The following is a 22,164-nucleotide window of genomic DNA, read 5'->3' on the forward strand; positions in this document are numbered from 1 at the left end:
GGTCGGGGTGCTTGTCCCCGCGGATCGGGCGACCCGGCCGGACGGTGGGCACTTCTGTACCGCATCCGTTGTGCGTGCTCCGTACCGGAATCTGCTCGTCACCGCGGCGCACTGCCTGGACGGGCGCGGGGGGCTCGTGTTCGTGCCCGGGTATCGGGACGGCCGTGCGCCCTACGGGGTGTGGAAGGTGAAGCGGCGGTTCATGCCCCGTGGGTGGGTCGAGGGGCGGCGGGAGGACAGTGACGTGGCGTTCGCCGTGGTCGTGCCGCGGGGAGGGAAAGGGGTCGAGAACGTCGTAGGTGGGTACCGGCTCGCCACCGGTACGGCGACGGGGGCGACGGCGGTGACCCTCACCGGATATCCCGACTCCCGGGAGACGCCCATCAGCTGTACCAACAAGCCGACCGCGCACAGTCCCACCCAGCAGCGCATCGAATGCCCGGGATTCACCGGCGGCACCAGCGGAAGTCCCTGGGTGAACGGGGACGGGCAGGTCGTGGGGATCCTCGGCGGTCATGAAGATGGCGGGACGACCCCCGATGTGTCCTACAGCGTGGTGCTCGGTGCGGAGGTGGGGCGGCTGTACCGGGAGGCGGCGGCCGACCCGTGACGGGGCCGTGCGCCGGTTGCCCCCGGCGTGCCGACCCGTGCCGCCCCGTGCTCTCGGGTTTTCCCCTTTCCGCCCCGACTCTCCTTCCCGTGATCATTCCGGCGCACGGCGGGCGCCTCTACACTGACCAGGCGACGGACTCCTGGCCGGCGAGGGGCGGTTGACGGTGCGTAAGGCATGGATCGTGGCGACTGTTGCGATCAGCTCCGCCCTGGCCTTCGTGATGCTGCTCGTCGTCGGGGTCTACATCGTCGCCGGGAACCTGGCCAACGGGATCGGCGGTGGGGCGAAAGCACTGGCCAAGGGGGCAGTGCCCGCCGCGTACTCCGACCTCGTGCAGAAGTGGGGCAACCTCTGCCCCGCCATCAGCCCGGCCCTGCTCGCCGCCCAGCTCTACCAGGAGAGCGGCTTCAACCCGAGAGCCCAGAGCCACGCCGCCGCCCAGGGGATAGCGCAGTTCATTCCCGGTACGTGGGCCACGCACGGCATCGACGGCGACGGGGACGGGGACCGGGACGTATGGGACCCGAAAGACGCGATTCCCTCTGCCGCGTCGTACGACTGCGAACTCGCCTCGTACGTGAAGAAGGTTGGCGGGAATCCGACCGAGAACATGCTGGCCGCGTACAACGCGGGGGCGTACGCGGTGATCAAGTACGGGGGTGTGCCGCCGTACACCGAGACCCGGAACTACGTGAAGAGGATCACGACGCTCTCCGAGAGCTTCGCGGCACCCGTCGGGCGGGTCGACCCCTCCGAGCAGGCCGCCGGCGCCATCGAGTACGCGCAGACGAAACTCGGCACGCCCTACCTGTGGGGCGGCACCGGCACCGCTGAGCAGGGCGGACGCTTCGACTGCTCGGGACTGACCCAGGCCGCCTACGAGACCGTGGGCATCAAGCTGCCGCGCGTCGCCAACGACCAGTACAACGCCGGGCCGCACCCCGCGCGGGACGAACTGCTCCCGGGCGACCTCGTGTTCTTCTCGGACGACCTCACCAATTCGCGTGCCATCCGGCATGTCGGCATTTATGTCGGAGGTGGGTACATGATCGACGCGCCGCGAACGGGTGCGGTGATCCGGTTCGACCCGATCGACACCCCCGACTACTTCGGGGCCACCCGGGTGACCGAAGATGGCGCGAAAGCACTGCCCACGCCGGTGTGAGCCGAGCGTGAACCCACCCCCTGAGCTGCGAAGACGTGTCTCTCTTCGATAACGTCTGCGTGATCATTCGGTGGAGTGTGGAACGTATCAGCGGGGACCATGCGTTCCTGGTGACGTAGCCGAGCAGACGTGAGTCGGCACGTGTCACGCACGCGTGCAGCGGAAGCGGATCTACAACCACGGGGGTGGCAGGAGCGGCGCACACACAGGTGCGCCGGGAGAGACGACGAAGGGGCCGCAGCATCATGGCTGGACTCGCCGAATCCGGGTCGAACCCCGACGTCGACCTGCTCTATGACATCAATGGCCTGGCCAAGGACGCGCCGCCGTGGTTCGACCGGGTCATGGAGTTCGTCGGCGAGTACGGGTTGTTGCTCGCCATCGTCCTGCTCGTGCTCTGGTGCTGGTGGTCCGTGCGGCGCCGGGGTGAGGAGGACGCGGCGTCCTCCGTCGCGGCGCTGGTCTGGGCGCCGCTCGCGGCGGGGATCGCCGTGCTGGTCAACGTGCCGATACGGGGTTTCGTGGAGCGGCCCCGGCCGTTCCTGGACCACCAGGGGCTGGAGGTGCTCGTCAGCGGCAAGACCGACTACTCGTTCGTGAGCGACCACGCGACGATCGTCATGGCGATGGCGGTCGGGCTGTTCGTCGCGAACCGGAAGTTCGGGCTGGTCGCGTTGGTGCTGGCCGTGTTCGGCGGGTTCATTCGTGTCTACATGGGTGTGCATTACCCGACGGATGTCGTGGGCGGGTTCGCGCTGGGGACGGCTGTGGCGTTGCTGTTGTCGCCGCTGGCGATGGCGTTGCTGACGCCGGTCACTCGGGCTGTTGAGCGGTCGCCTCGGGTGGGGTGGCTTGTGCGGGCTCGCGGGCGCGGGGTCGCCGGTGATGGGGCGGATGCGATGGTTTCTGGGGCTCGGAGTGAGCGGGCCGGGGCCGGGACATCTGAGCGAGACCTTGCTGCTTAGTTCTCGGCGTTGGTGCTGAGGGCGGGGCGTTGCGCAGCCCGGCGGAGCGGGGTGCCGCTTGGGACAGGTGTCGCCCCAAGCGGCACGACTGCCCGCAGCTCAGCTGGGCGAGTCCTAGAGCGCCTGGGGATACGTGAAGAAGCGCGTGGGGTCGTACTGCTTCTTCAGGTTCGTCAGGCGGGTTGCCGCGTCGCCGTAGTACGCCTTGCGCCAGTTGGTCAGGGTCGGGTCCGTGTAGTTCTGGTAGGCCGCTCCTGAGGCGTACGGGCGCATGGACTTGTGGGCGGAGGCCAGCCAGTCGCGGGCCGTGGAGCCCGTCGTGCCCGGGCGCCAGGAGGCGATGTACTGGGCCAGCATGCGGGAACGGCGGTGGACGAAGGCCGTGGAGGTCGGGGAGACACGGTTCACCGCTCCGCCCAGGGCGGTGAGCGCGATGCTGCCCGTGCCGCCGCGTACCGACCCGATCTGGGACAGCAGCGTGCGGATACCGGCCGCGGACAGGGAGCGGTCGAAGAAGTCCGACGCCGCGGCGTACGTCTCGCGGCCCAGCGCGCCCTTCGGGGAACGGCCCGGGGTCGAGCCCGGCAGATGGCATTGGGCGTCCGTCGGGAACGAGGAGCAGCCGGCGTAGACCTCCATCGACTCCTCGTACGAGCGGCGCCGCAGGGAGACGCTGCTCGCCGGGGCGCCGACGCGGTCGGCGAGGCGGTCGACCGCGTTCTGGAGTTCGCCGTAGGTGCCGAGGGAGAAGGCCGCGACGGAGACGGTCGGCTTGCCGCCGGCGGCGCTCGCCAGGTGGAGGGACGACCAGATCTCGTCCGGTTGCGACGGTCCCCACTCCTGCCAGGCCTTCACCACCGCGGCCGCCTTCGACCAGGGCCAGGACAGGTAGGCCGAGACGCCCTGCGGGGCCGGGTGGGTCTTGAAGTGCAGTTCCGTCACCACGCCGAAGTTGCCGTTGCCGGCGCCGCGCAGGGCCCAGAAGAGGTCCTTGTGCTCGCGGGCGTTCGCGGTGAGCTGCTTGCCGTCCGCGGTGATCAGGGTGGCCTGGGTGAGGCTGTCGCAGGTCAGGCCGTAGGCGCGGGAGACCACGCCGTGTCCGCCGCCGAGGGTGAGGCCGGAGACGCCGACGGTGGGGCAGGAGCCGGCGGGGATCGTCACTCCCTTCGCGGCCAGCGCGCGGTAGACGTCGATGAGTTTGGCGCCGGCGCCGATCACCGCGGTGTTGCCGGAGGAGCGGACGCGGTTGAGTTTCGAGACGTCGATGATCAGGCGGCCGTCGCCGGAGGACCAGCCGGCATAGGAGTGGCCGCCGTTGCGGATCGCCACGCGCAGGGCGTGGGCGCGGGCGTAGGCCAGGGCGGTGCGGATGTCGTCCTGGTGGGACACGTACGCGACCGCGGCGGGCTTGAGGGTGTCGAACCGGGTGTTGTAGAGCTGCCGGGCCGTCGGCCAGGCGGTGTCGCCTGGGCGGATGAGGGGGCCGTCGAGGTCGCGGGCGAGGGCGGACCAGTTGGCGGCGTCGGCGGTTCTCGTGGTGGTGGCGTGGGTGGTGGTCGTGGCCCTGGAGCGGGTGTCCGATTTCGTGCAGGCGGCGGTGAGGGGGGTCGCGGCCGCGGCGATGCCCGCCGTGCCGACTGCGAGGAATGTGCGCCGTTCCATGAGGCCTCCCGGTGGTTCCGTCGTGGGAGACGGGATGGTGGGGGTGAGGGTTCCATGGGGACCCCGTCGCCGCAGCACGACTGCGTCAGTCGGCCACGTGCCTTTCCGCGTCCGTGCGCGCCTGGCTTCTCGCTCTTCTGGCCGGGCCGCGCCAGCCGCAGATGCAGTGGGCCATGCAGAAGCGGCCCTTCTCCTTTGTCGTCGTGCGGTGTTCGGGGACGTTGGGGGGAGCTTCCAGCCCGTCCTGCTGCGCCACGACGGCCACGTTACCCAGCGCGGGTAAAGGCTTCGTATGCCGGTTCCCGCGGGCCCGCGTGACGGGGGCACATACCGGTCGTTAACCGGAACAACAAGGGGGCCCGTGACGGACGTACCGGCTGGGGGTAGGCAGGCGATGACTGGGCGGCAGCGGGAACGACGGCGCGGGCGGACGGGTGCGGCGGTCGTCGTGCTGCACCGGGCCGCGGACCGGCTGGTGGAGGCGGGGAGTTCGAAGRCCCGTACGTCGATGGAGATGGCCGCCGGCGGGACCCGGGTGACCATCCGGGGCGCGGGGGTCTACGACTACCGGAAGCGGATGGGGCAGCTGAAGGTGCTGCTGCCGCAGGATCCCGCGGGGGCCGCCGAGCGCCGGCCCATCACCGAACTGCTCGCGCCGGGAGCGCTCTTCATGAAGAACCGGGGCGCCGGTGTGCCCCCGGACAAGTGGGTGAGAGTGGACACCCGGACGCTGTCCGACGGGAACCTCGTCACCGGCGGGGCCACCGATCCGTTCGCGGCGGCCGAGGTGCTGCGCGGGACGCGGTCGGCCGAGTTCGTGGGCAGGACCGAGGTCGCGGGCACCGACGTGCGGCACTACCGGGGGACGGCGGATCTCGGCGCTGCCGCGAAGAAGGCCTCCGAGGGCAACAAGGAGTCCCTGAAAGCGGCGGCGAAAGGGTTCGCCACAGCCGAAGTGCCGTTCGACGTCTACCTCGACGACGAGGGGCGGATCCGCAAGGTCCGGCACCGGTTCAGCTTCGTGGGCGGGCAGCAGAAGAGCCCCGTGGCCGTCGCCTCGACCACGTTGCTCTACGATTTCGGGGCCTCGGTGCGCGTACGGCTGCCGGACAGCGACGACATCTACGCGGGCAAGATCGCCGAGGAATGACCGGCGCGAACTAGCCCGTCCGTGCCATGCGCGGTGTGTATGCCGCTCCCTACTCTAGGAAGTCGGTAACGGCAGAGATGAGGTGATGCACGTGGCTCCGGTCGGCGGTACGGCAGTTCAGGACCACGTGGCCCTCGCCGAGATCGAGCTGTGCGGAGAGCTGATCATCGCGGCCTCGGCCGCCCACGAGGAGCGGCTCAGCCTGGAGAGCATCGACGAGGTGCTGAGGGTGGCCGAGGAGCGGGGCGCCTGAGCGGACTGAGCCCGGCTCACGTCCGCAGCATGCGGGCGATCGCCTGGGTCGCCTCCTTCACCTTCGCGTCGATCTCGTCACCGCCCTTGCCGGCGGCGTCGGCGACGCAGTGCCGCAGGTGCTCCTCCAGCAGTTGGAGGGCGAAGGACTGCAGGGCCTTGGTGGAGGCGGAGACCTGGGTGAGTATGTCGATGCAGTAGACGTCCTCGTCGACCATCCGCTGCAGGCCGCGGATCTGGCCCTCGATGCGGCGCAGGCGCTTGAGGTGCTCGTCCTTCTGCTTGTGGTACCCGTGCACGCCCCGGTCGTGGTCGGTCACGACGTCCGCTCCGGCGGTGACATCCGCGACATCCCCGGCATCCGTAACGTCGGTCACGTCCGTCATCGCGTCCTCCTGGTGGGCTGTGAGCCGACAGATACCCCTACTGGGTATATGGTATCGAACTTTGCTGGGTATACGGCCCTTGGACCGCCCCCGTGCTCATCACTGTGCCTGATGGGCGACACTGGTGGGCGGCCCGATAGCCGTGGCCGGATGATGCGCCTAGCATCAGCCTGACCGAAACCGAAGCAAGCCGAGGACCCCACGTGCGCTTTCGTCTGACCCCCAGGGAGACGAGCTTCTACGACATGTTCGCCGCATCCGCGGACAACATCGTCACGGGCTCGAAACTCCTCATGGAACTGCTCGGGGCGGACGCTTCCGCCCGGGCCGAGATCGCAGAGCGTATGCGGGCAGCGGAACACGCAGGTGACGACGCCACGCACGCGATCTTCCACCAGCTGAACTCCTCGTTCATCACGCCGTTCGACCGCGAGGACATCTACTCCCTCGCCTCGTCCCTCGACGACATCATGGACTTCATGGAGGAGGCCGTCGACCTGGTCGTCCTCTACAACGTCGAGGAACTGCCCAAGGGCGTCGACCAGCAGATCGAGGTGCTGGCGCGCGCGGCCGAACTGACGGCCGAGGCGATGCCGCACCTGCGGACGATGGAGAACCTCACCGAGTACTGGATCGAGGTCAACCGGCTGGAGAACCAGGCCGACCAGATCCACCGCAAGCTGCTCGCGCACCTCTTCAACGGCAAGTACGACGCCATGGAGGTGCTCAAGCTCAAGCAGATCGTGGACGTGCTGGAGGAAGCGGCGGACGCGTTCGAGCACGTGGCGAACACGGTGGAGACCATCGCCGTCAAGGAGTCCTGAACTCTTCATGGACACCTTTGCTCTGGTCGTGACCATCGGGGTCGCGCTCTTCTTCACGTACACCAACGGTTTCCACGACTCGGCGAACGCGATCGCCACGTCCGTGTCGACGCGGGCGCTGACGCCGAAGGCCGCGCTGGCCATGGCCGCGGTGATGAACCTCGCCGGTGCGTTCATGGGCTCCGGGGTCGCCAAGACCGTCAGCGAGGGGCTGATCCAGACGCCCGTGGGGTCGAAGGGGATGGGGATCCTCTTCGCCGCGCTGGTCGGGGCGATCACCTGGAACCTGATCACCTGGTACTTCGGGCTGCCGTCGTCCTCCTCGCACGCGCTGTTCGGCGGCATGGTCGGGGCGGCGCTGGCCGGGGGGACGACGGTCTACTGGCACGGGGTGCTGGAGAAGGTCGTCATCCCGATGTTCGTGTCTCCGGTGGTCGGCATTTTGGCCGGCTATCTGGTGATGACCGCGATCCTGTGGATATTCAGGAAGGCGAACCCGCACAAGGCCAAGCGCGGGTTCCGCATCGCGCAGACCGTCTCGGCGGCCGGCATGGCGCTGGGACACGGTCTGCAGGACGCGCAGAAGACGATGGGCATCGTGGTGATGGCGCTCGTCATCGCGGATGTCGAGGACTACGGCGATCCGATTCCGGTGTGGGTGAAGATCGCCTGTGCGGTGATGCTGTCGCTGGGGACGTATGCCGGTGGCTGGCGGATCATGCGGACGCTGGGGCGGAAGATCATCGAGCTGGATCCGCCGCAGGGGTTCGCTGCGGAGACGACGGGGGCGTCGATCATGTTCACGACGGCGTTCCTGTTCAAGGCGCCGATCTCCACGACCCATGTGATCACGTCCGCGATCATGGGCGTCGGGGCGACGAAGCGCGTGAACGCCGTGCGGTGGGGTGTCGCCAAGAACATCATCCTGGGGTGGTTCATCACGATGCCGGCCGCGGGGTTGGTGGCCGCGGTGTCGTTCTGGATCGTGAACCTGGCGTTCCTGTAGGTGCTGCTCGGCGCGGCTGAGTGAGGACGCGAACGGGCCCGCCCCTGGGAGCAGGGGCGGGCCCTTTTCGGCCTCGCGGTGGCACCGCCATGCAGCACCGCGAGGGGTCTCGGCGGGGGTGGCTCAGCCGAAGCGGCCGGAGATGTAGTCCTCCGTGGCCTGGACCGACGGGTTGGAGAAGATGCGCTCCGTGTCGTCGATCTCGATCAGCTTGCCGGGCTGGCCGACCGCCGACAGGTTGAAGAAGGCCGTACGGTCGGAGACGCGCGCCGCCTGCTGCATGTTGTGCGTCACGATGACGATCGTGAAGCGTTCCTTCAGCTCGCCGATCAGGTCCTCGATGGCGAGGGTGGAGATCGGGTCCAGGGCGGAGCAGGGCTCGTCCATCAGCAGGACGTTCGGCTCGACCGCGATCGCGCGGGCGATGCACAGACGCTGCTGCTGGCCGCCGGAGAGGCCGGAGCCGGGCTTGTTCAGGCGGTCCTTGACCTCGTTCCAGAGGTTCGCGCCCTTGAGCGACTTCTCGACGACGTCGCTCAGCTCGCTCTTCTTGTAGTTGCCGTTCAGGCGCAGGCCCGCCGCCACGTTGTCGAAGATCGACATCGTGGGGAAGGGGTTCGGGCGCTGGAACACCATGCCGACCTCGCGGCGCACGGACACCGGGTCGATGCCCGACCCGTAGAGGTCCTCGTCGTCGAGGAGCACCTTGCCCTCGACCCGGCCGCCGGACGTCACCTCGTGCATACGGTTCAGCGTGCGCAGGAACGTGGACTTGCCGCATCCGGACGGGCCGATGAACGCCGTCACCGAGCGCGGCTCGACGGTCATCGAGATGTCCTCGATCGCCTTGTGGGAGCCGTAGTAGGCGGTCAGTCCGCTTACGTCGATTCGCTTGGCCATTACTGCTTCACTTCCAGACTCAGTCAGTCGCTGTATGGCCGCGTCAGCGACCGGTGCTCGGGGCCTTCCAGCGGGCGATCCCGCGGGCCACCAGGTTCAGGAGCATCACGAAGGCGATCAGGGTGAGCGACGCCGCCCAGGCGCGGTCGTACGCCGCACCGGAGCCCGCGCTGTTCGCGTACTGCTGGTAGATGTACAGCGGCAGCGAGGCCTGCGCCCCCTCGAAGGGGTTGGCGTTGATCAAGGGGTTGCCCCACACCAGCAGCAGGACCGGCGCGGTCTCACCGGTGATGCGGGCGATCGACAGCATGATGCCCGTGGTGATACCGCCGAGGGAGGTCGGCAGGACCACCTTCAGGATGGTGCGCCACTTCGGGACGCCGAGCGCCAGGGAGGCCTCGCGCAGCTCGTTCGGGACGAGCTTGAGCATCTCCTCCGTGGAGCGGACCACCACCGGCATCATCAGGATCGCCAGGGCCAGCGAGCCGGCGAAGCCGAAGGGCTGCATCTCGAAGATCAGCATGAGGCTGAGGATGAACAGACCCGCGACGATCGACGGGATGCCGGTCATGACGTCGACGAAGAACGTGATGGCCTTGGAGAGGTTCCCCCGGCCGTACTCCACGAGGTAGATCGCGGTGAGCACGCCGATCGGCGCGGCGATCACCGTGGCGAGACCGACCTGCTCCAGGGTGCCGAGGATGGCGTGGTAGATGCCGCCGCCGGGCTCGGTGTCGGCGACGACGCCCATGGAGTGCGTCAGGAAGTACAGGTCGAGGACCTTCACGCCGCGCGCGACCGTCGACCAGACCAGCGAGGCCAGCGGGATGACGGCGAGCAGGAAGGCGACCCAGACGAGGGAGGTCACCATGCGGTCCTTGGCCTGGCGCTTGCCCTCGACCATCGTGGCGATGGCGTACGAGGCGACGACGTAGAGGATCGCGGCGATCAGGCCCCACTGGACGCGGCTGTGCAGGCCGCCGACGACGCCGATGCCGATCGCGACGGCGATCGAGCCGGCGGCGATGGCGTACGGAGACCACTTGGGCAGGCGGGCGCCGCGCAGGGTGCTGGGGCCCTTGGGGGTGACGGTTGCGGTGCTCATGCGTTGGCCCCCGAGTACTCCTTGCGGCGGGCGATGATCGCGCGGGCCGCGCCGTTGACCAGCAGGGTGATGACGAACAGAACCAGACCGGAGGCGATCAGCGCGTCCTGGCCGAACACGGACGCCTCACCGAACTTGCTGGCGATGTTCTGCGCGAACGTGCCGCCGCCCGGGTCGAGCAGGCTGGCCTGGATGTCGAAGGTCGGGGAGAGCACGGTGGCGACGGCCATCGTCTCGCCGAGGGCGCGGCCGAGGCCGAGCATCGAGGCGGAGATCACGCCGGAGCGGCCGAAGGGCAGGACCGCCATGCGGATCACTTCCCAGCGGGTGGCGCCGAGCGCCAGGGCCGCCTCCTCGTGCATCTGCGGGACCTGGCGGAAGACCTCGCGGCTCACGTTGGTGATGATCGGCAGGATCATGATCGCGAGCAGGATGCCGACGGTCAGCATCGAGCGGGGGGCGCCGCCCTCCCACGAGAAGACGCCGGTCCAGCCGAGGTAGTCGTTCAGCCAGCCGAAGAGGCCGTTCATGTGCGGCACGAGGATGAGGGCGCCCCACAGGCCGTACACGATGGACGGCACGGCGGCGAGCAGGTCGATCACGTAGGCGATCGGACCACTCAGCCTGCGGGGGGCGTAGTGCGTGAGGAACAGCGCGATGGCGACGGCGATCGGGACCGCGATGACCATGGCGATGATCGAGGAGACCACCGTGCCGAAGGCCAGGACGGCGATGCCGAAGACCGGCGGGACGGCGTTGGTGTTCCACTCGAAGGTGGTGAGGAAGTTGCCCTCGTCCTTGCTGATGGCGAGCGAGGCGCGGTAGGTCAGGAAGGCCGCGATCGCGGCCATGATCACCAGCAGCAGGATGCCGGAGCCGCGGGAGAGACCGAGGAAGATCCGGTCTCCGGGCCGGGTGGCCCCGCGCGCGGCGCGCTTGTCGACGGCGGGCGGCTGGGCGGGGGGAGGTGCGTCGGTTATCTGCGTGGATGTGTCCATCAGGTTCTCCGGTCTGCGGAGCCGTGCGCACTGTGCGGCGGCTCTGCGGAGCCGTACTCGGGGTACGGCCACTGGCGGCGGTGCACCGGACGGTGCGGCCCGGTCCCGCGGAGGGGACCGGGCCGCACTCGGGTCAGCTCAGGCCCTCGATGGTGGTACGGACCTGGGAGATGATGTCGTCGGGGATCGGCGCGTAGTCGTTCTCGGCGAGGACCTTCTGACCGTCCTCGGAGGCGATGTAGCGCAGGAACGCCTTGGTGGCGGGCAGCGTGTCGGCCTTGTTGCCCTTGTCGCAGACGATCTCGTACGTGACGAGGACCATCGGGTAGGCGCCCTCGGCCTTGGTGCCGTAGTTCAGCTCCAGGGCGAGGTCCTTGCCCGTGCCGACGACCTTGGCCTCGGAGATGGCCTTGGTGGCGTTCTCCACGGTGGCCTTGACCGGCTGGGCGGCACCCGTGTCGAGGTCGACGGTCTTGATGCCGTCCTTGGCGTACGACAGCTCGAAGTAGCCGATGGCGCCGTTGGTCTGCTTCACCTGCTGGGCGAGACCGGAGGAGCCGGAGGCGGACTGGCCGCCCTTGGCCTCCCAGGTCTTGCCACCCTCGTAGGGCCAGTCGCTCTTGGCGGTGGCGATCAGGTACTTGGTGAAGTTGTCCGTGGTGCCGGAGTCGTCCGAGCGGTGGAACGCCTGGATCTTGAGGTTCGGGAGCTTCGCGTCCGGGTTCAGCTTCTGGATCGCGGGGTCGTTCCAGGTCTTGATCTCGTTGTTGAAGATCTTCGCCAGGGTCTTGGCGTCCAGGACGAGGTTGTCCACGCCGTTGACGTTGTAGCCGACCGCGATCGGGCCGCCGACCATCGGCAGGTCGATGCCCTGGCCGCCGTTGCAGATCTTCTTCGACGCCTCGACCTCTTCGGGCTTCAGCGCGGAGTCGGAACCGGCGAAGGCGACCCGGCCCTGGGTGAACGCGGTGACGCCGGCGCCGGAGCCGCCACCCTTGTAGTTGATCTGCACGCCCTTGCAGGCAGCGGCGAACTGCTTGACCCAGGCGTCGATCGCGTTCTTCTGCGCGGACGAGCCGTCGGCCAGCAGCTGGCCCTTGGCGTCGTCGCACTTGACGTTGCTCGCCGGCGGGTTTGCGGAGGAGGTGCCGCCGTTGTCGCCGGTGTCATCGGAGCCGCACGCCGTGAGGGCCAGGGCGCCGGAGACGGCGAGAGCACCGAGAGCGAGGGCCCGCCGGTTCATGCGCTGAAGCTTCACTTGAGTTCCTTCCAGGAGCCGCCGTCCTGATCGGCGGCGTGCGAAGTCTGTGTGACGCGTGACGAGGCCGCGCACAGCAGGCGCGGCTCGCATCTGGCACGGCCGAAATTAGACAGATCAGGTGAAGGCGCCGATGGCCACAAATGAACGAGGGGTGAACCCCTGCCTAAGGTGTGGTTAGGTCACGGAATGCTCACGGGGAGAGCACGTGCGGGTTCCGCTTTCCGGACCGGAGGGGCTCAGTCCGGTCTTCCGGCCGGTTGTGGCGGGTTCAGCACGGCGAGCAGCGCGTCGACCAAGGGGCGGTCGTGGGGCTGGGTGAGGCGGGCGCGGGCGTCGACAGGTGTCAGCCACAGCACCCGGTCCACCTCCTCCGTCGGGGAAAACGCGCAGGACAAGGCCTCGGCCGCCCAGTAGCGGACCTGCTTGGGGCGGCCGTTCGCCAGGTAGCGCTGGGTGGGCAGCTCGGCGCCCGGCTCGGCCCGGCAGCCCGTCTCCTCCGCCACCTCGCGCAGGGCGCCGGCGAGCGGCTCCTCGCCGCGCTTCAGCTTGCCCTTCGGCCAAGACCAGTCGTCGTATTTCGGCCGGTGCACGAGACAGAGCTCCAGCCCGCCGGTGAGGGGGGAGCGGCGCCACAGGACACAGCCGGCCGCCTGGACGGTGGTGTCCTCGGGGGAGCCGGAGCTCACCGGGTGCTCACCGCCTCCGCCTCCTTCTGCCAGGCCTGCTGGAACGCGAAGCGTGCCGCCTCCACCTCGTGCCGCTGGTCGGCGTGCAGGACTCCGAGGGCGTACGCCGTGGCCGGCGCGATACGCGGGGTACGGGCCGCCTGGGCCGCCGCTGCCGCCGCCTCCGAGGCGTCGCGGTGACGGTTCAGGGCCTGGCCGGCGGAGAGCAGGCGCAGGTCGACGACGGAGGTGCCGTCGGGTTCACCGCGGACCGCTTCGCGGGCGTAGCGGTGCAGGCGCAGGAGCAGGCGGACCTGGTGCCAGGGGGCGTCCTGCGGGTGCGGGACCGTGTCCGGGGACAGGCCGTGGATGAGGGCGGCGGCGTTGTACGGGTGGCCCGCGGTGATGAGAGGGAGAGCGGCCACGGCGTCGGCGAGGCGTTCCTTCGCGGCGGTGGCGAGAGGACGGAGGTCTGTCGTGGCCGCGGATCGAGTGAGGGGGACCTCGCTGGCCAGGACGGCGACCTTGTCCGCGATGGCGTGGAAGCGGCTGGAGCCCAAGGCTTGCAGGGCTGCGGAGTGGGCTCGGGTGCGGGCCAATGTCAGTTGGCGGTCCAGTAGAGCGCCTGCTTTTGCTGCGCCGACTGTGAGGTTGCCGCGTTCTTGTGCTGGGGTCGGGGGGTTGCGCAGCTCGGCGCTACGAGGAGCCGCTGTCCTTGGGACGGGTGCCGCCCCAGCGGCACGACTGCCCGCAGCTGGGGCGGCTTCACCACCCATCTGGGCAGGCAGCGTCGTAGAGCCCGACAAGCGGTGCAAGGCGCTCAGCAGGCGCTCCAAACGCGCCGTGTACGCGTGTTCCATGGCCAGGGTGCCCGAGACCCAGGCCAGTTCGGGGCGCATGCCCTCGCACCAGTCCGTGTCGAGGACGGGCTGGAACGTGTGCAGGCTGGCGCTGATGCGGCGAGCCGAGCGGCGGAGCGCGCGGGCCGCCTCGGCGGACCCCTCCGAGCCGTTCGCGCCCGACCCCGTCTCCCGGTGCAGGCGCAGCGCGCGGAGGAACTCCGTGGCCTGGGCCCTCAGGTAGCCCGCGAGGGCGTCCCCGGTGGGGGCAGGGCCGGCCATCGGGCCCGTCGGGTCAAGGTGTCGCTGTGCCACGCCGGCGCCTCCGGGCGTCTATGAGCATCTCCTGGACGTTGCGCAGGGGCTGGCCGTCCGCGTCGGTCGCATGCCGGGTCCACTCGCCGTCCGGGCCGAGGCGCCAGGAGGCGGTGCCGTCGGACATGCCGGTCTCCAGCAGCCGGTTCAGGGCCGCCCGGTGGGCCGGGTCGGTGACCCGGACCAGGGCCTCTATCCGGCGGTCGAGGTTGCGGTGCATCATGTCGGCGCTGCCGAACCAGATCTCGGGCTCGCCGCCGTTGCCGAAGGCGAACACGCGCGAGTGTTCGAGGAAGCGGCCGAGGATGGAGCGGACCCGGATGTTCTCCGACAGGCCCGTCACGCCCGGGCGCAGCGCGCAGATGCCGCGCACCCACACGTCCACCGGTACGCCCGCCTGGGACGCGCGGTAGCAGGCGTCGATGATGGCCTCGTCGACCATCGAGTTGACCTTGATGCGGACGTACGCGGGCCGTCCGGCGCGGTGGTGCTGGATCTCCTTGGTGATCCGGGAGACCAGGCCGTCGCGCAGCGACTTGGGGGCCACCAGGAGGCGGCGGTAGGTCTCGCGGCGGGAGTAGCCGGAGAGGCGGTTGAACAGGTCCGAGAGGTCCGCGCCGACCTGCGGGTCGGCCGTGAGCAGGCCGAGGTCCTCGTAGAGGCGGGCCGTCTTCGGGTGGTAATTGCCGGTGCCGACGTGGCTGTAGCGGCGCAGCGTCTCGCCCTCCTGGCGGACCACCAGCGACAGCTTGCAGTGGGTCTTCAGGCCGACCAGGCCGTAGACCACGTGGCAGCCGGCCTCCTCCAGCTTGCGCGCCCACTTGATGTTGGCGTGCTCGTCGAAGCGGGCCTTGATCTCGACCAGGACCAGGACCTGCTTGCCGGTCTCGGCGGCCTCGATGAGGGCGTCGACTATGGGGGAGTCGCCCGAGGTGCGGTACAGGGTCTGCTTGATCGCGAGGACGTCCGGGTCGCCGGCCGCCTGCTCCAGGAAGGCCTGGACGGAGGTGGAGAACGAGTCGTACGGGTGGTGCAGCAGGACGTCCCGCTCGCGCAGCGCGGCGAAGATGTCCGGCGCGGACGCCGACTCGACCTCGGCGAGATCGCGGTGGGTGCCGGCGACGAACTTGCGGTACTTCAGCTCCGGCCGGTCCAGGGAGGCGATCCGGAACAGACCCGTCAGGTCCAGCGGGCCCGGCAGCGGGTACACCTCGGCCTCGCTGATCTTCAGCTCGCGCACCAGCAGGTCTAGGACCTCCCGGTCGATGGACTCCTCGACCTCCAGGCGCACCGGCGGCCCGAAGCGGCGCCGCATGAGCTCCTTCTCCAGGGCCTGGAGCAGGTTCTCGGCGTCGTCCTCCTCGACCTCCAGGTCCTCGTTGCGGGTGAGGCGGAAGGCGTGGTGCTCCAGCACCTCCATGCCCGGGAACAGCTCCTCCAGGTGCGCGGCGATGACGTCCTCGATGGGGACGTAGCGGCCCGGGGAGCTCTCCAGGAAGCGGGACAGCAGCGGCGGCACCTTGACGCGGGCGAAGTGCTTGTGGCCGGTGACCGGGTTGCGTACGACGACGGCCAGGTTCAGGGACAGGCCGGAGATGTACGGGAAGGGGTGCGCCGGGTCCACCGCCAGCGGGGTCAGCACGGGGAAGATCTGGTGCCGGAACAGGGTGAACAGGCGGGCCTGCTCCTTCTCCTGCAGCTCGCTCCAGCGGACCAGGTGGATGCCCTCCTCCGCGAGCGCGGGGGCGACGTCCTCGTGGTAGCAGGCGGCGTGCCGGGCCATGAGCTCGCGGGAGCGGGCCCAGATCATCTCCAGCACCTCGCGCGGCTGGAGGCCGGAGGCGGAGCGGGTGGCCACGCCGGTGGCGATACGGCGCTTCAGGCCGGCGACCCGGACCATGAAGAACTCGTCCAGGTTGCTGGCGAAGATCGCGAGGAAGTTGGCCCGCTCCAGCAGGGGCGTGTTCGGGTCCTCGGCGAGTTCGAGAACGCGCTCGTTGAACGCGAGCCAGCTGCGCTCCCGGTCGAGGAAACGGCCCTGCGGCAGCTGGGGCCCGTCGTACGGCGACTCCTCGTACGCGTCGAGGTCGGCGTCGATGTCGGGTTCGAGGTCGGAGACGGCCGCCGCGATGGTGTGCGGGCGGTGGGCTGCTATGGAGCCCACGGAGGGCTGCGCGTGCTGGACCTGCGCCTGGGTGTTCGGCTGGCTCATGGACCCATTCTTCCGCGCCGCGAGCATCACGGGCGCGTCGGACAGCGCGGGCGGGAGCGGGGGCGTCACATGAGTGTTCCCGTTCCCCCCAGGCCCCTCGTGGGGCGGTGAAGGCTCTGGCACGGCGGGAGTCATTGGCCGAGCCTCGCAAGCCCGTCTGAATCGATGGTTACGGAGACATGACGTGTGGGATAGCGCAGGGCGGCTCGCGGGGGTGCCTTCGGTGCCGGCCGGGAAGCCGGGCGTGCTTTCGTGAACCGATCGCACGGGGTCGTCCGATGAGGAGACGTGAGCGAAACGAGAAGCGACGGGGAGCTGCTGCGGGCCGTCGCCGCGGACGCCGACCGGCGTGCCTTCGAGGAGCTGTACCGGCGGTACGCGCCGTGGCTGCGCGCCCGGCTGCGGGGCCGGTGCGCCGACCTGGGAGTCGTCGACGACGTCGTACAGGAGACGTTCCTCGCGGTGTGGCGGGGCAAGGCCCGCTACCGGGAGGAGGGCGATGTGGCCGGATGGCTGTGGCGCATCGGGTCGCGGCGGCTGGTGGACGCGCTGCGCGGTGACGGGGCGCGCGGGCGGCTGCGGCAGGCGCTGGCGCGGCTCAGGCACCGGGACGAGGTGTCGGCGGAGGAGCGCGTGCTCGCGGGGGTGGAGCACGGGGACCTCGCCGGGGCGCTGGTCCGGCTGTCGCCGGAGCTRCGGGCGGTGTTGCAGGCGACCGTCATCGACGGCCTGACGACCCGGGAGGCCGCCGTGCTGCTGGGGATTCCGCCGGGGACGGTCAAGACGCGGGCGATGCGGGCCCGGAAGCAGTTGCGGGAGGCGTTGGCATGAGCTGGCACGTGCCTGAAGAGGATCTGCGCGCCTACGCGCGCGGCGAGCTGGCGGCTCCGGCTCTGTGGTCCGCCGACGCGCACCTGGGCGCCTGTGCCGCGTGCCGGGGCGTGCTCGCCGAGGTGAGTGACCCGGTCGCGCTCGACGCGGGGTGGGAGCGGCTCGACGCCGAGCTCGACGCGCCCCGGGCGGGGGTCCTGGAGTCGCTGCTGGTGCGGGTCGGGGTGGCCGGGCACACCGCGCGGCTGCTGGCGGCGGCGCCGGTGCTGCGGCGGTCGTGGCTCGGGGCCGTCGTCGTCGTGCTGCTGCTGAGCGTCGGGACGGGGCATGCCCCGCACAGCGGGGAGTTCCCCACGCTGTTCCTCGCTCTCGCGCCGCTGCTGCCGCTGGCGGGGGTGGCGCTGTCGTACGGGCCCGCACTGGATCCGACGTACGAGATGGCCGTCGTCGCGCCGATGCACGGGTTCCGGCTGCTGATGATCCGGACGGTGGCCGTGCTGGGCGTGGTGCTGGTGCTGAACGGGCTCGCGACGCTCGCGCTGCCCGAGTACGGGCTGCGCGCGCTGGCCTGGCTGCTACCCGCGCTGGCGCTCACCACGACCGGGCTGGCGCTGACGCCCCGGCTGGGGCCGGTGCTCGCGCCGTCGCTGGTCGGTGGGGCGTGGGTCGGGCTGCTGGTGCTGGCCGAGGCGCTGCGGGCCGGGCCCGAGGCGCCGCTCGCGCCGTTCACCGTCGCCGGGCAGGGCGTGGCGGCGCTGGTCGCCGCGCTCGCCGCCGGCCTGCTCTTCCTCTTCCGTGACCGCTTCGACCTCTTCCAGGGACGTGCCGTATGACTCCGACCGTGTCCGCCTCCGGGCTCAGCCTCCACTACGGCGGCACGCGCGCCCTCGACGACGTGTCGCTGCGGCTGACCGGCGGCGTCACCGGGCTGCTCGGGCCCAACGGCGCCGGCAAGACCACGCTGCTGCGGGTCCTCGCCACCGCCCTGCCCGCCGACCGGGGCGCCTTCACCGTGCTCGGGCACGACCCGGGCACCGCGCGGGGGCGGCAGGAGGTGCGGCGCCGGCTGGGCTACCTGCCGCAGACGCCGGGCTTCCACCCGGACTTCACCGCCTTCGAGTTCGTCGACTACGTGGCGATCCTCAAGGAGATGACCGACCGGGCCGCCCGGCACCGCGAGGTGCGGCGAGTGCTCGACGAGGTGGGGCTCGCCGACGTGCGGGGCAAGCGGATCCGCAAGCTGTCCGGCGGCATGCGGCAGCGCGTCGCCCTGGGCGCCGCCCTGGTCGGCGACCCCGGCTTCCTGGTGCTGGACGAACCCACCGTCGGGCTGGACCCCGAACAGCGCATGCGGTTCCGGGAGCTGATCGCGGGGGCCGGGGAGGGGCGCACGGTGCTGCTGTCCACCCACCAGACGGAGGACGTGGCGATGCTCTGTCACCGGGTGCTGGTCATGGCCGGCGGCCGGGTCCGGTTCGAGGGCACTCCGGCCGAGCTGACGGCGCGGGCCGCCGGGCGGGTGTGGAGCAGCACGGAGCGCGATCCGGGCGCCAAGGCGGGATGGCGTACGGGGACCGGGGCCTTCCGGAACGTCGGGGATCCGCCGGACGGCGCCGAGCTGCTCGAACCCACGCTGGAGGACGGCTACCTGCTCGCCCTCGACGGTGACGCCGTGGAGGTGGCGGCATGACGACGGTGGTGGAGAGGCCGGTCGTGTCCGATGTGCGGCCCGGGTCCTCGGGAGCGGCAGTGGCGGCCCTTGCCCTGTTCGAGACGCGCCGGCTGCTGACGAGGCTGCCGGTGGTCATCGCCTTCCTCGTGTACCTCGGCTGGACCGTGTGGCAGGGCGGGAAGGCCTGGGACGGCTACCCGGCCCTCCAGGACGTCGACCGTGCCACCCAGAGCGCGCCGATGCTGGTCGGTCTCGCGGTCGTGCTGAGCGTCAACCGTGCCGCGCTGCGCTCGCGGCGGCACGGGACGGAGCATCACTTCGCGGTGCTGGTCCTCCCGCCGTGGCGGCGTACGGTCGCCCACGCGCTGTCGGTCGTGGCCGCGGCCCTGCTCACCGCCGTGTGTGTGGCCGGGCAGTTCGGCCGGGAGGCGCTCAGGCCCGGGGCGATCGGGCACGGTTCGGTGGCCGAACTGCTCGTGGGGCCGCTGATCGTGCTGCTGTCCGGGCTGGTCGGACTGCTCATGGCCGGGCTGGTGAGGTCGGCGATCGCCGCCCCGCTGACGGTCGTGTTCTTCCTGTTCTTGTTCCTCTTCTTCACGGGCGGCATGAGCGACGGCTGGGTCCGGTGGCTGATGCCGGTGGTCGTCGAGCCGACCGCCAGTACGTTGCCGTCCGACCTGATCGGGCGGCCCGCCGCCTGGCACGCGCTGTATCTGGCCGGGCTGGCGCTGTGCGCGGGACTGGTGGCGGTGCTGGTCGCCGGTGGCCGTAAGCCGTTGGTGATGGCCGGGGTCGCCGGGGCGGTGGCCATGACGCTGGTGGGCGGAGTCGCCCAGACGGGCGGCGACTCGCCCGAGCTGGTCAAGGCCCGGGAGCGGGCCACGGTGAACCCGGACCAGGTGCAGTCCTGTGTCCGGCGGGACGGGTCGACGTACTGCGCGTTCCCCGAGTGGGGACCGCGGGTCGCGGACTGGGCCGGGGTCGTGGACCGGGTGCGGTCCCTGGCCGGCGGCAGCGCCCATGAGCAGAAGGTCGTCGTACGGCAGCGGATCGAGGCCCGTTACGGGCTCTCCGGCGATGCCGCGCTGATGCCCCTGGAGCGTCCGCACGAGGTGACCGTGGGCACGCGGTGGGGCGGAAACCGTGTCCCCGAGTTCTCGGCGGCCGTCGCCGGCGTGCTCGTCGCCGGGACCGAGAAGGCATCCACCTCGATCTGCGACGGCCGCGTCGTCACCGTCATGTGGCTGGCCCTGGGCTGGGAGTCCGACCCGGTGGCGGCCCTGCGCCGCGTCCGCCTCGACGACAGCGTGACCGGCTCGGCCTTCGTCCTCCAGCCGACGGACGGGCTCTACATGACGGCCGCCCAGACGGAGGTCCTGCGCGAGCTGCTGGACCGGCCCCGCGGCGAGGTCACCGCGCGCGTCAAGTCCCACTGGGCCGAACTGACCGAGCCGAAGGTGACGGCGGCCCGGGCGGCGCGGCTGCTGGGCGTGAAGGCACCCCAGGGGGACGACAAGTGCCTCGACTGAGCAGGGAGTTGATCTTCACGGCCTGCCGGACCCTGCCGTGGGGCGTGGTCGGCACGGCAGGCGGGGCGGGACTGCTGCTCGCCGCGCTCACCCGGATCACCGGTGAGACGGGCGAACGGCTCTCCCTGCACCTGCTGCGGGCCGCGGTCCTGGCCTTCGCGCTGGGCCTGGTGTTCCTCCTGGACGACCCCGCCCGGCACACCACCGCCACCGTGCCGACCCCGCGCCCGGTCCGCTTCACACTGCGGGTGGCCCTCGTCGTCCCGGCCACGGCGGCATGGTGGACCGCGGCACTGCTGCTCGTGCCGCCGGACCTACGGCCGCCGGTCGCCGACATCACGCTGGAGGCCGGGGCGGCGTTCGCCCTGGCGGTGGCCGGTGCGGCGGTCGCGGTGCGCTGCACCGAGGTCACGCGGCCCGGACCGCGGGTCGCGGCGGGCCTGCTGACCTCGGCGGTACTGGTCATGGTGGGCTGGCCCGGGCGGTGGGCGCTGTTCGTGCCGGTGCAGGACGACCGGTGGGCGGCGGCGCACGACCGGTGGGCGGTGGTGCTGACCGGGGCGGTGCTGGTGGGAGCACTGGGTGCGGTGGAGCCGTTGCGGCGGTGGTCCTGGCGCGGGGCGCCGGGCCGTCGCGCGGCTGGTCGTCGAGGTCTGCGCCGGGCGGGTCGATCCGCTCGCGTTCAGGAACCCTAGGGTGACGGCGTGGACCTCAAAGCCGTACGGGCATTCGTCGCGATCGCCGACGCCGGGCAGTTCCAGAAGGCCGCCGTCGACCTGTCGCTGACCCAGCAGGCGGTCTCCAAGCGGATCGCCGCGCTGGAGAAGGACCTCGGGGTGCGGCTGCTGGTGCGTACGCCGCGTGGCGCGGAGCTCACCATCGACGGGCAGGTGCTCCTGCCGCACGCCCGGGCCCTGCTCCAGGCGGAGGAGCGGGCGGTGGCAGCCGTGCGCCCCGGGGAACGCGCGCTGCGGGTGGACGTCGTGGGGCGCCGGGCGGCCACGGCCGGACTGGCACGGGACTTCCACCGGGCGCACCCGGAGATCGCCCTGGACGTCGTCACGCTCTTCGACGCGGATGCGGCGGTGGCCGCCGTACGGGACGGGGCCGTCGACGCCACGTTCCGTGCCGTCACCATGCCCGGGCACCGGCTCCCCGACGGCATCGAGGCCGTCCCCGTCCTGGACGAGCCGCTGCGCCTGTGCGTCGGCCCCGACCACGAGTTCTTCCGAGCCGCCTCGGTGACACCCGCCCAACTGGCCGGGCAGAGGATCTGGATGCCGGGCAACGCGCCCGGCACGGAGTGGTCGGCCTACTACGACGAACTCGCCGAGACCTTCGGCCCGTCCATCGACACGATCGGCCCCAACTTCGGCATCGAGGCCCTCCTCGACACCATCGCGGGCTCCCCGACCCTGGCGACCTTCCTCAGCGAACGAACCCCACTGGTCTGGCCGGCCGACCACGATCTGCGCCTCGTCCCCGTGCGCGACCCGACCCCGGTCTACCCGCACTCCCTGCTCTGGCGCACGGACAATCCGCATCCAGGGCTGGCGGCCCTGCGCGACCACCTGCTGGCGACGCGCCCGCGGTTGACCGAGGGGGAGGTCTGGAAACCGTCGTGGGCGAAGTGAGGGGAGTCGGAGCCTGTGGGTGTCCTCCGGGAACGTCGAACACAACTGTCGAGGCCGCCCGCTTCTTGGCCAGTGTCGTGCTTCCACGACCCGAGTAAAGGGCGCTCCGCGTCGCCTTCGGCGATCGGCCTTCGGCCGCCCCTTGACTCGGCTCGCTCCAGCACGGGAGAGAAGCGAGCG

22 protein-coding genes are annotated in these 22,164 nt (G+C 70.8%); 13 read left to right on the forward strand and 9 right to left on the reverse strand.

Going from position 1 to position 22,164, the window contains the following annotated elements; translation table 11 throughout:
- From CA983_RS20305 to CA983_RS20315, 3 genes are all read left to right on the forward strand, one after another.
- A partial coding sequence (locus tag CA983_RS20305) for a trypsin-like serine peptidase (protein ID WP_107500254.1) occupies positions 1 to 610 on the forward strand: 610 nt, incomplete at its 5' end.
- 166 nt (positions 611 to 776) lie between these two features.
- Positions 777 to 1,778 (forward strand): bifunctional lytic transglycosylase/C40 family peptidase, encoded by a 1,002-nt coding sequence (locus CA983_RS20310; protein WP_086602347.1) that lies wholly within the window; start codon positions 777 to 779, stop codon positions 1,776 to 1,778.
- 245 nt (positions 1,779 to 2,023) lie between these two features.
- Positions 2,024 to 2,743: a phosphatase PAP2 family protein gene (locus tag CA983_RS20315; protein WP_086602328.1), complete on the forward strand. Its 720-nt coding sequence runs from the start codon at positions 2,024 to 2,026 to the stop codon at positions 2,741 to 2,743.
- A 114-nt stretch (positions 2,744 to 2,857) separates the two neighbouring features.
- Here CA983_RS20315 and CA983_RS20320 read toward each other — a convergent pair whose 3' ends face one another.
- Entirely contained in the window at positions 2,858 to 4,405 is a 1,548-nt protein-coding gene (locus CA983_RS20320) for an FAD-binding oxidoreductase (RefSeq protein WP_086602329.1), read from the reverse strand.
- A 394-nt stretch (positions 4,406 to 4,799) separates the two neighbouring features.
- On the opposite strand from CA983_RS20320, the gene CA983_RS20330 reads away from it, so the two are divergent.
- Both CA983_RS20330 and CA983_RS46765 read left to right on the forward strand, forming a co-directional pair.
- Entirely contained in the window at positions 4,800 to 5,555 is a 756-nt protein-coding gene (locus CA983_RS20330) for an SCO4651 family lipoprotein (protein ID WP_086602331.1), read from the forward strand.
- A gap of 91 nt (positions 5,556 to 5,646) precedes the next feature.
- Positions 5,647 to 5,808 carry a hypothetical protein gene (locus CA983_RS46765; protein WP_167407419.1) on the forward strand — a complete coding sequence of 54 codons (162 nt, stop codon included), beginning with the start codon at positions 5,647 to 5,649 and terminating at the stop codon, positions 5,806 to 5,808.
- 16 nt (positions 5,809 to 5,824) lie between these two features.
- Here the strand turns inward: CA983_RS46765 and CA983_RS20335 are convergent, their stop codons facing one another.
- Positions 5,825 to 6,193: a metal-sensitive transcriptional regulator gene (locus tag CA983_RS20335; protein ID WP_086602332.1), complete on the reverse strand. Its 369-nt coding sequence runs from the start codon at positions 6,191 to 6,193 to the stop codon at positions 5,825 to 5,827.
- A 203-nt stretch (positions 6,194 to 6,396) separates the two neighbouring features.
- Here CA983_RS20335 and CA983_RS20340 point away from each other — a divergent pair, with 203 nt between their 5' ends.
- Both CA983_RS20340 and CA983_RS20345 read left to right on the forward strand, forming a co-directional pair.
- A complete protein-coding gene (locus CA983_RS20340; protein ID WP_059418711.1) occupies positions 6,397 to 7,017 on the forward strand; it encodes a DUF47 domain-containing protein in 621 nt (206 codons plus the stop codon).
- 7 nt (positions 7,018 to 7,024) lie between these two features.
- Entirely contained in the window at positions 7,025 to 8,023 is a 999-nt protein-coding gene (locus CA983_RS20345; RefSeq protein WP_086602333.1) for an inorganic phosphate transporter, read from the forward strand.
- A 123-nt stretch (positions 8,024 to 8,146) separates the two neighbouring features.
- Here the strand turns inward: CA983_RS20345 and pstB are convergent, their stop codons facing one another.
- The 7 genes from pstB to CA983_RS20380 form a co-directional block, all read right to left on the reverse strand.
- On the reverse strand, positions 8,147 to 8,923 hold the full coding sequence (pstB, locus tag CA983_RS20350; protein ID WP_086602334.1) for a phosphate ABC transporter ATP-binding protein PstB: 777 nt from the start codon (positions 8,921 to 8,923) through the stop codon (positions 8,147 to 8,149).
- Between the two features lie 43 nt (positions 8,924 to 8,966).
- Complete coding sequence (pstA, locus tag CA983_RS20355; protein ID WP_086602335.1) at positions 8,967 to 10,028, reverse strand: phosphate ABC transporter permease PstA; 1,062 nt, start codon at positions 10,026 to 10,028, stop codon at positions 8,967 to 8,969.
- Positions 10,025 to 11,026 (reverse strand): phosphate ABC transporter permease subunit PstC, encoded by a 1,002-nt coding sequence (gene pstC / locus CA983_RS20360; RefSeq protein ID WP_086602336.1) that lies wholly within the window; start codon positions 11,024 to 11,026, stop codon positions 10,025 to 10,027. Before pstC ends, pstA begins: the two co-directional genes overlap by 4 nt.
- Before the next feature lie 133 nt (positions 11,027 to 11,159).
- A complete protein-coding gene (gene pstS, locus CA983_RS20365; protein ID WP_086602337.1) occupies positions 11,160 to 12,284 on the reverse strand; it encodes a phosphate ABC transporter substrate-binding protein PstS in 1,125 nt (374 codons plus the stop codon).
- Between the two features lie 239 nt (positions 12,285 to 12,523).
- A complete protein-coding gene (locus tag CA983_RS20370; protein WP_086602338.1) occupies positions 12,524 to 12,973 on the reverse strand; it encodes an NUDIX hydrolase in 450 nt (149 codons plus the stop codon).
- Positions 12,970 to 14,106, reverse strand: a complete 1,137-nt coding sequence (locus tag CA983_RS20375) for a CHAD domain-containing protein (protein WP_086602339.1) — start codon at positions 14,104 to 14,106, stop codon at positions 12,970 to 12,972. The genes CA983_RS20370 and CA983_RS20375 overlap by 4 nt, the downstream gene beginning before the upstream one ends.
- On the reverse strand, positions 14,087 to 16,453 hold the full coding sequence (locus CA983_RS20380; RefSeq protein ID WP_086602340.1) for an RNA degradosome polyphosphate kinase: 2,367 nt from the start codon (positions 16,451 to 16,453) through the stop codon (positions 14,087 to 14,089). The genes CA983_RS20375 and CA983_RS20380 overlap by 20 nt, the downstream gene beginning before the upstream one ends.
- A gap of 153 nt (positions 16,454 to 16,606) precedes the next feature.
- Between CA983_RS20380 and CA983_RS20385 the strand changes: the two genes are divergently transcribed.
- From CA983_RS20385 to CA983_RS20410, 6 genes are read left to right on the forward strand one after another with little or no spacing between them, the layout of a single operon-like run.
- A complete protein-coding gene (locus CA983_RS20385) occupies positions 16,607 to 17,149 on the forward strand; it encodes an RNA polymerase sigma factor (protein ID WP_086602341.1) in 543 nt (180 codons plus the stop codon).
- Positions 17,146 to 17,982, forward strand: a complete 837-nt coding sequence (locus CA983_RS20390; protein WP_086602342.1) for a cupin domain-containing protein — start codon at positions 17,146 to 17,148, stop codon at positions 17,980 to 17,982. Before CA983_RS20385 ends, CA983_RS20390 begins: the two co-directional genes overlap by 4 nt.
- A complete protein-coding gene (locus CA983_RS20395) occupies positions 17,979 to 18,839 on the forward strand; it encodes an ABC transporter ATP-binding protein (RefSeq protein WP_086602343.1) in 861 nt (286 codons plus the stop codon). The genes CA983_RS20390 and CA983_RS20395 overlap by 4 nt, the downstream gene beginning before the upstream one ends.
- Complete coding sequence (locus tag CA983_RS20400; RefSeq protein WP_086602344.1) at positions 18,836 to 20,350, forward strand: ABC transporter permease; 1,515 nt, start codon at positions 18,836 to 18,838, stop codon at positions 20,348 to 20,350. Before CA983_RS20395 ends, CA983_RS20400 begins: the two co-directional genes overlap by 4 nt.
- A complete protein-coding gene (locus tag CA983_RS20405; RefSeq protein WP_244207022.1) occupies positions 20,338 to 21,045 on the forward strand; it encodes an ABC transporter in 708 nt (235 codons plus the stop codon). Before CA983_RS20400 ends, CA983_RS20405 begins: the two co-directional genes overlap by 13 nt.
- Positions 21,046 to 21,054: 9 nt before the next feature.
- The gene (locus CA983_RS20410) at positions 21,055 to 21,984 is read left to right on the forward strand and encodes a LysR family transcriptional regulator (RefSeq protein ID WP_086602345.1); all 930 of its coding nucleotides are present in this window, start codon (positions 21,055 to 21,057) and stop codon (positions 21,982 to 21,984) included.
- Positions 21,985 to 22,164 lie beyond the last annotated feature (180 nt).

Source organism: Streptomyces swartbergensis, assembly GCF_002148965.1.
In the GTDB taxonomy this organism is placed as follows: domain Bacteria; phylum Actinomycetota; class Actinomycetes; order Streptomycetales; family Streptomycetaceae; genus Streptomyces; species Streptomyces swartbergensis.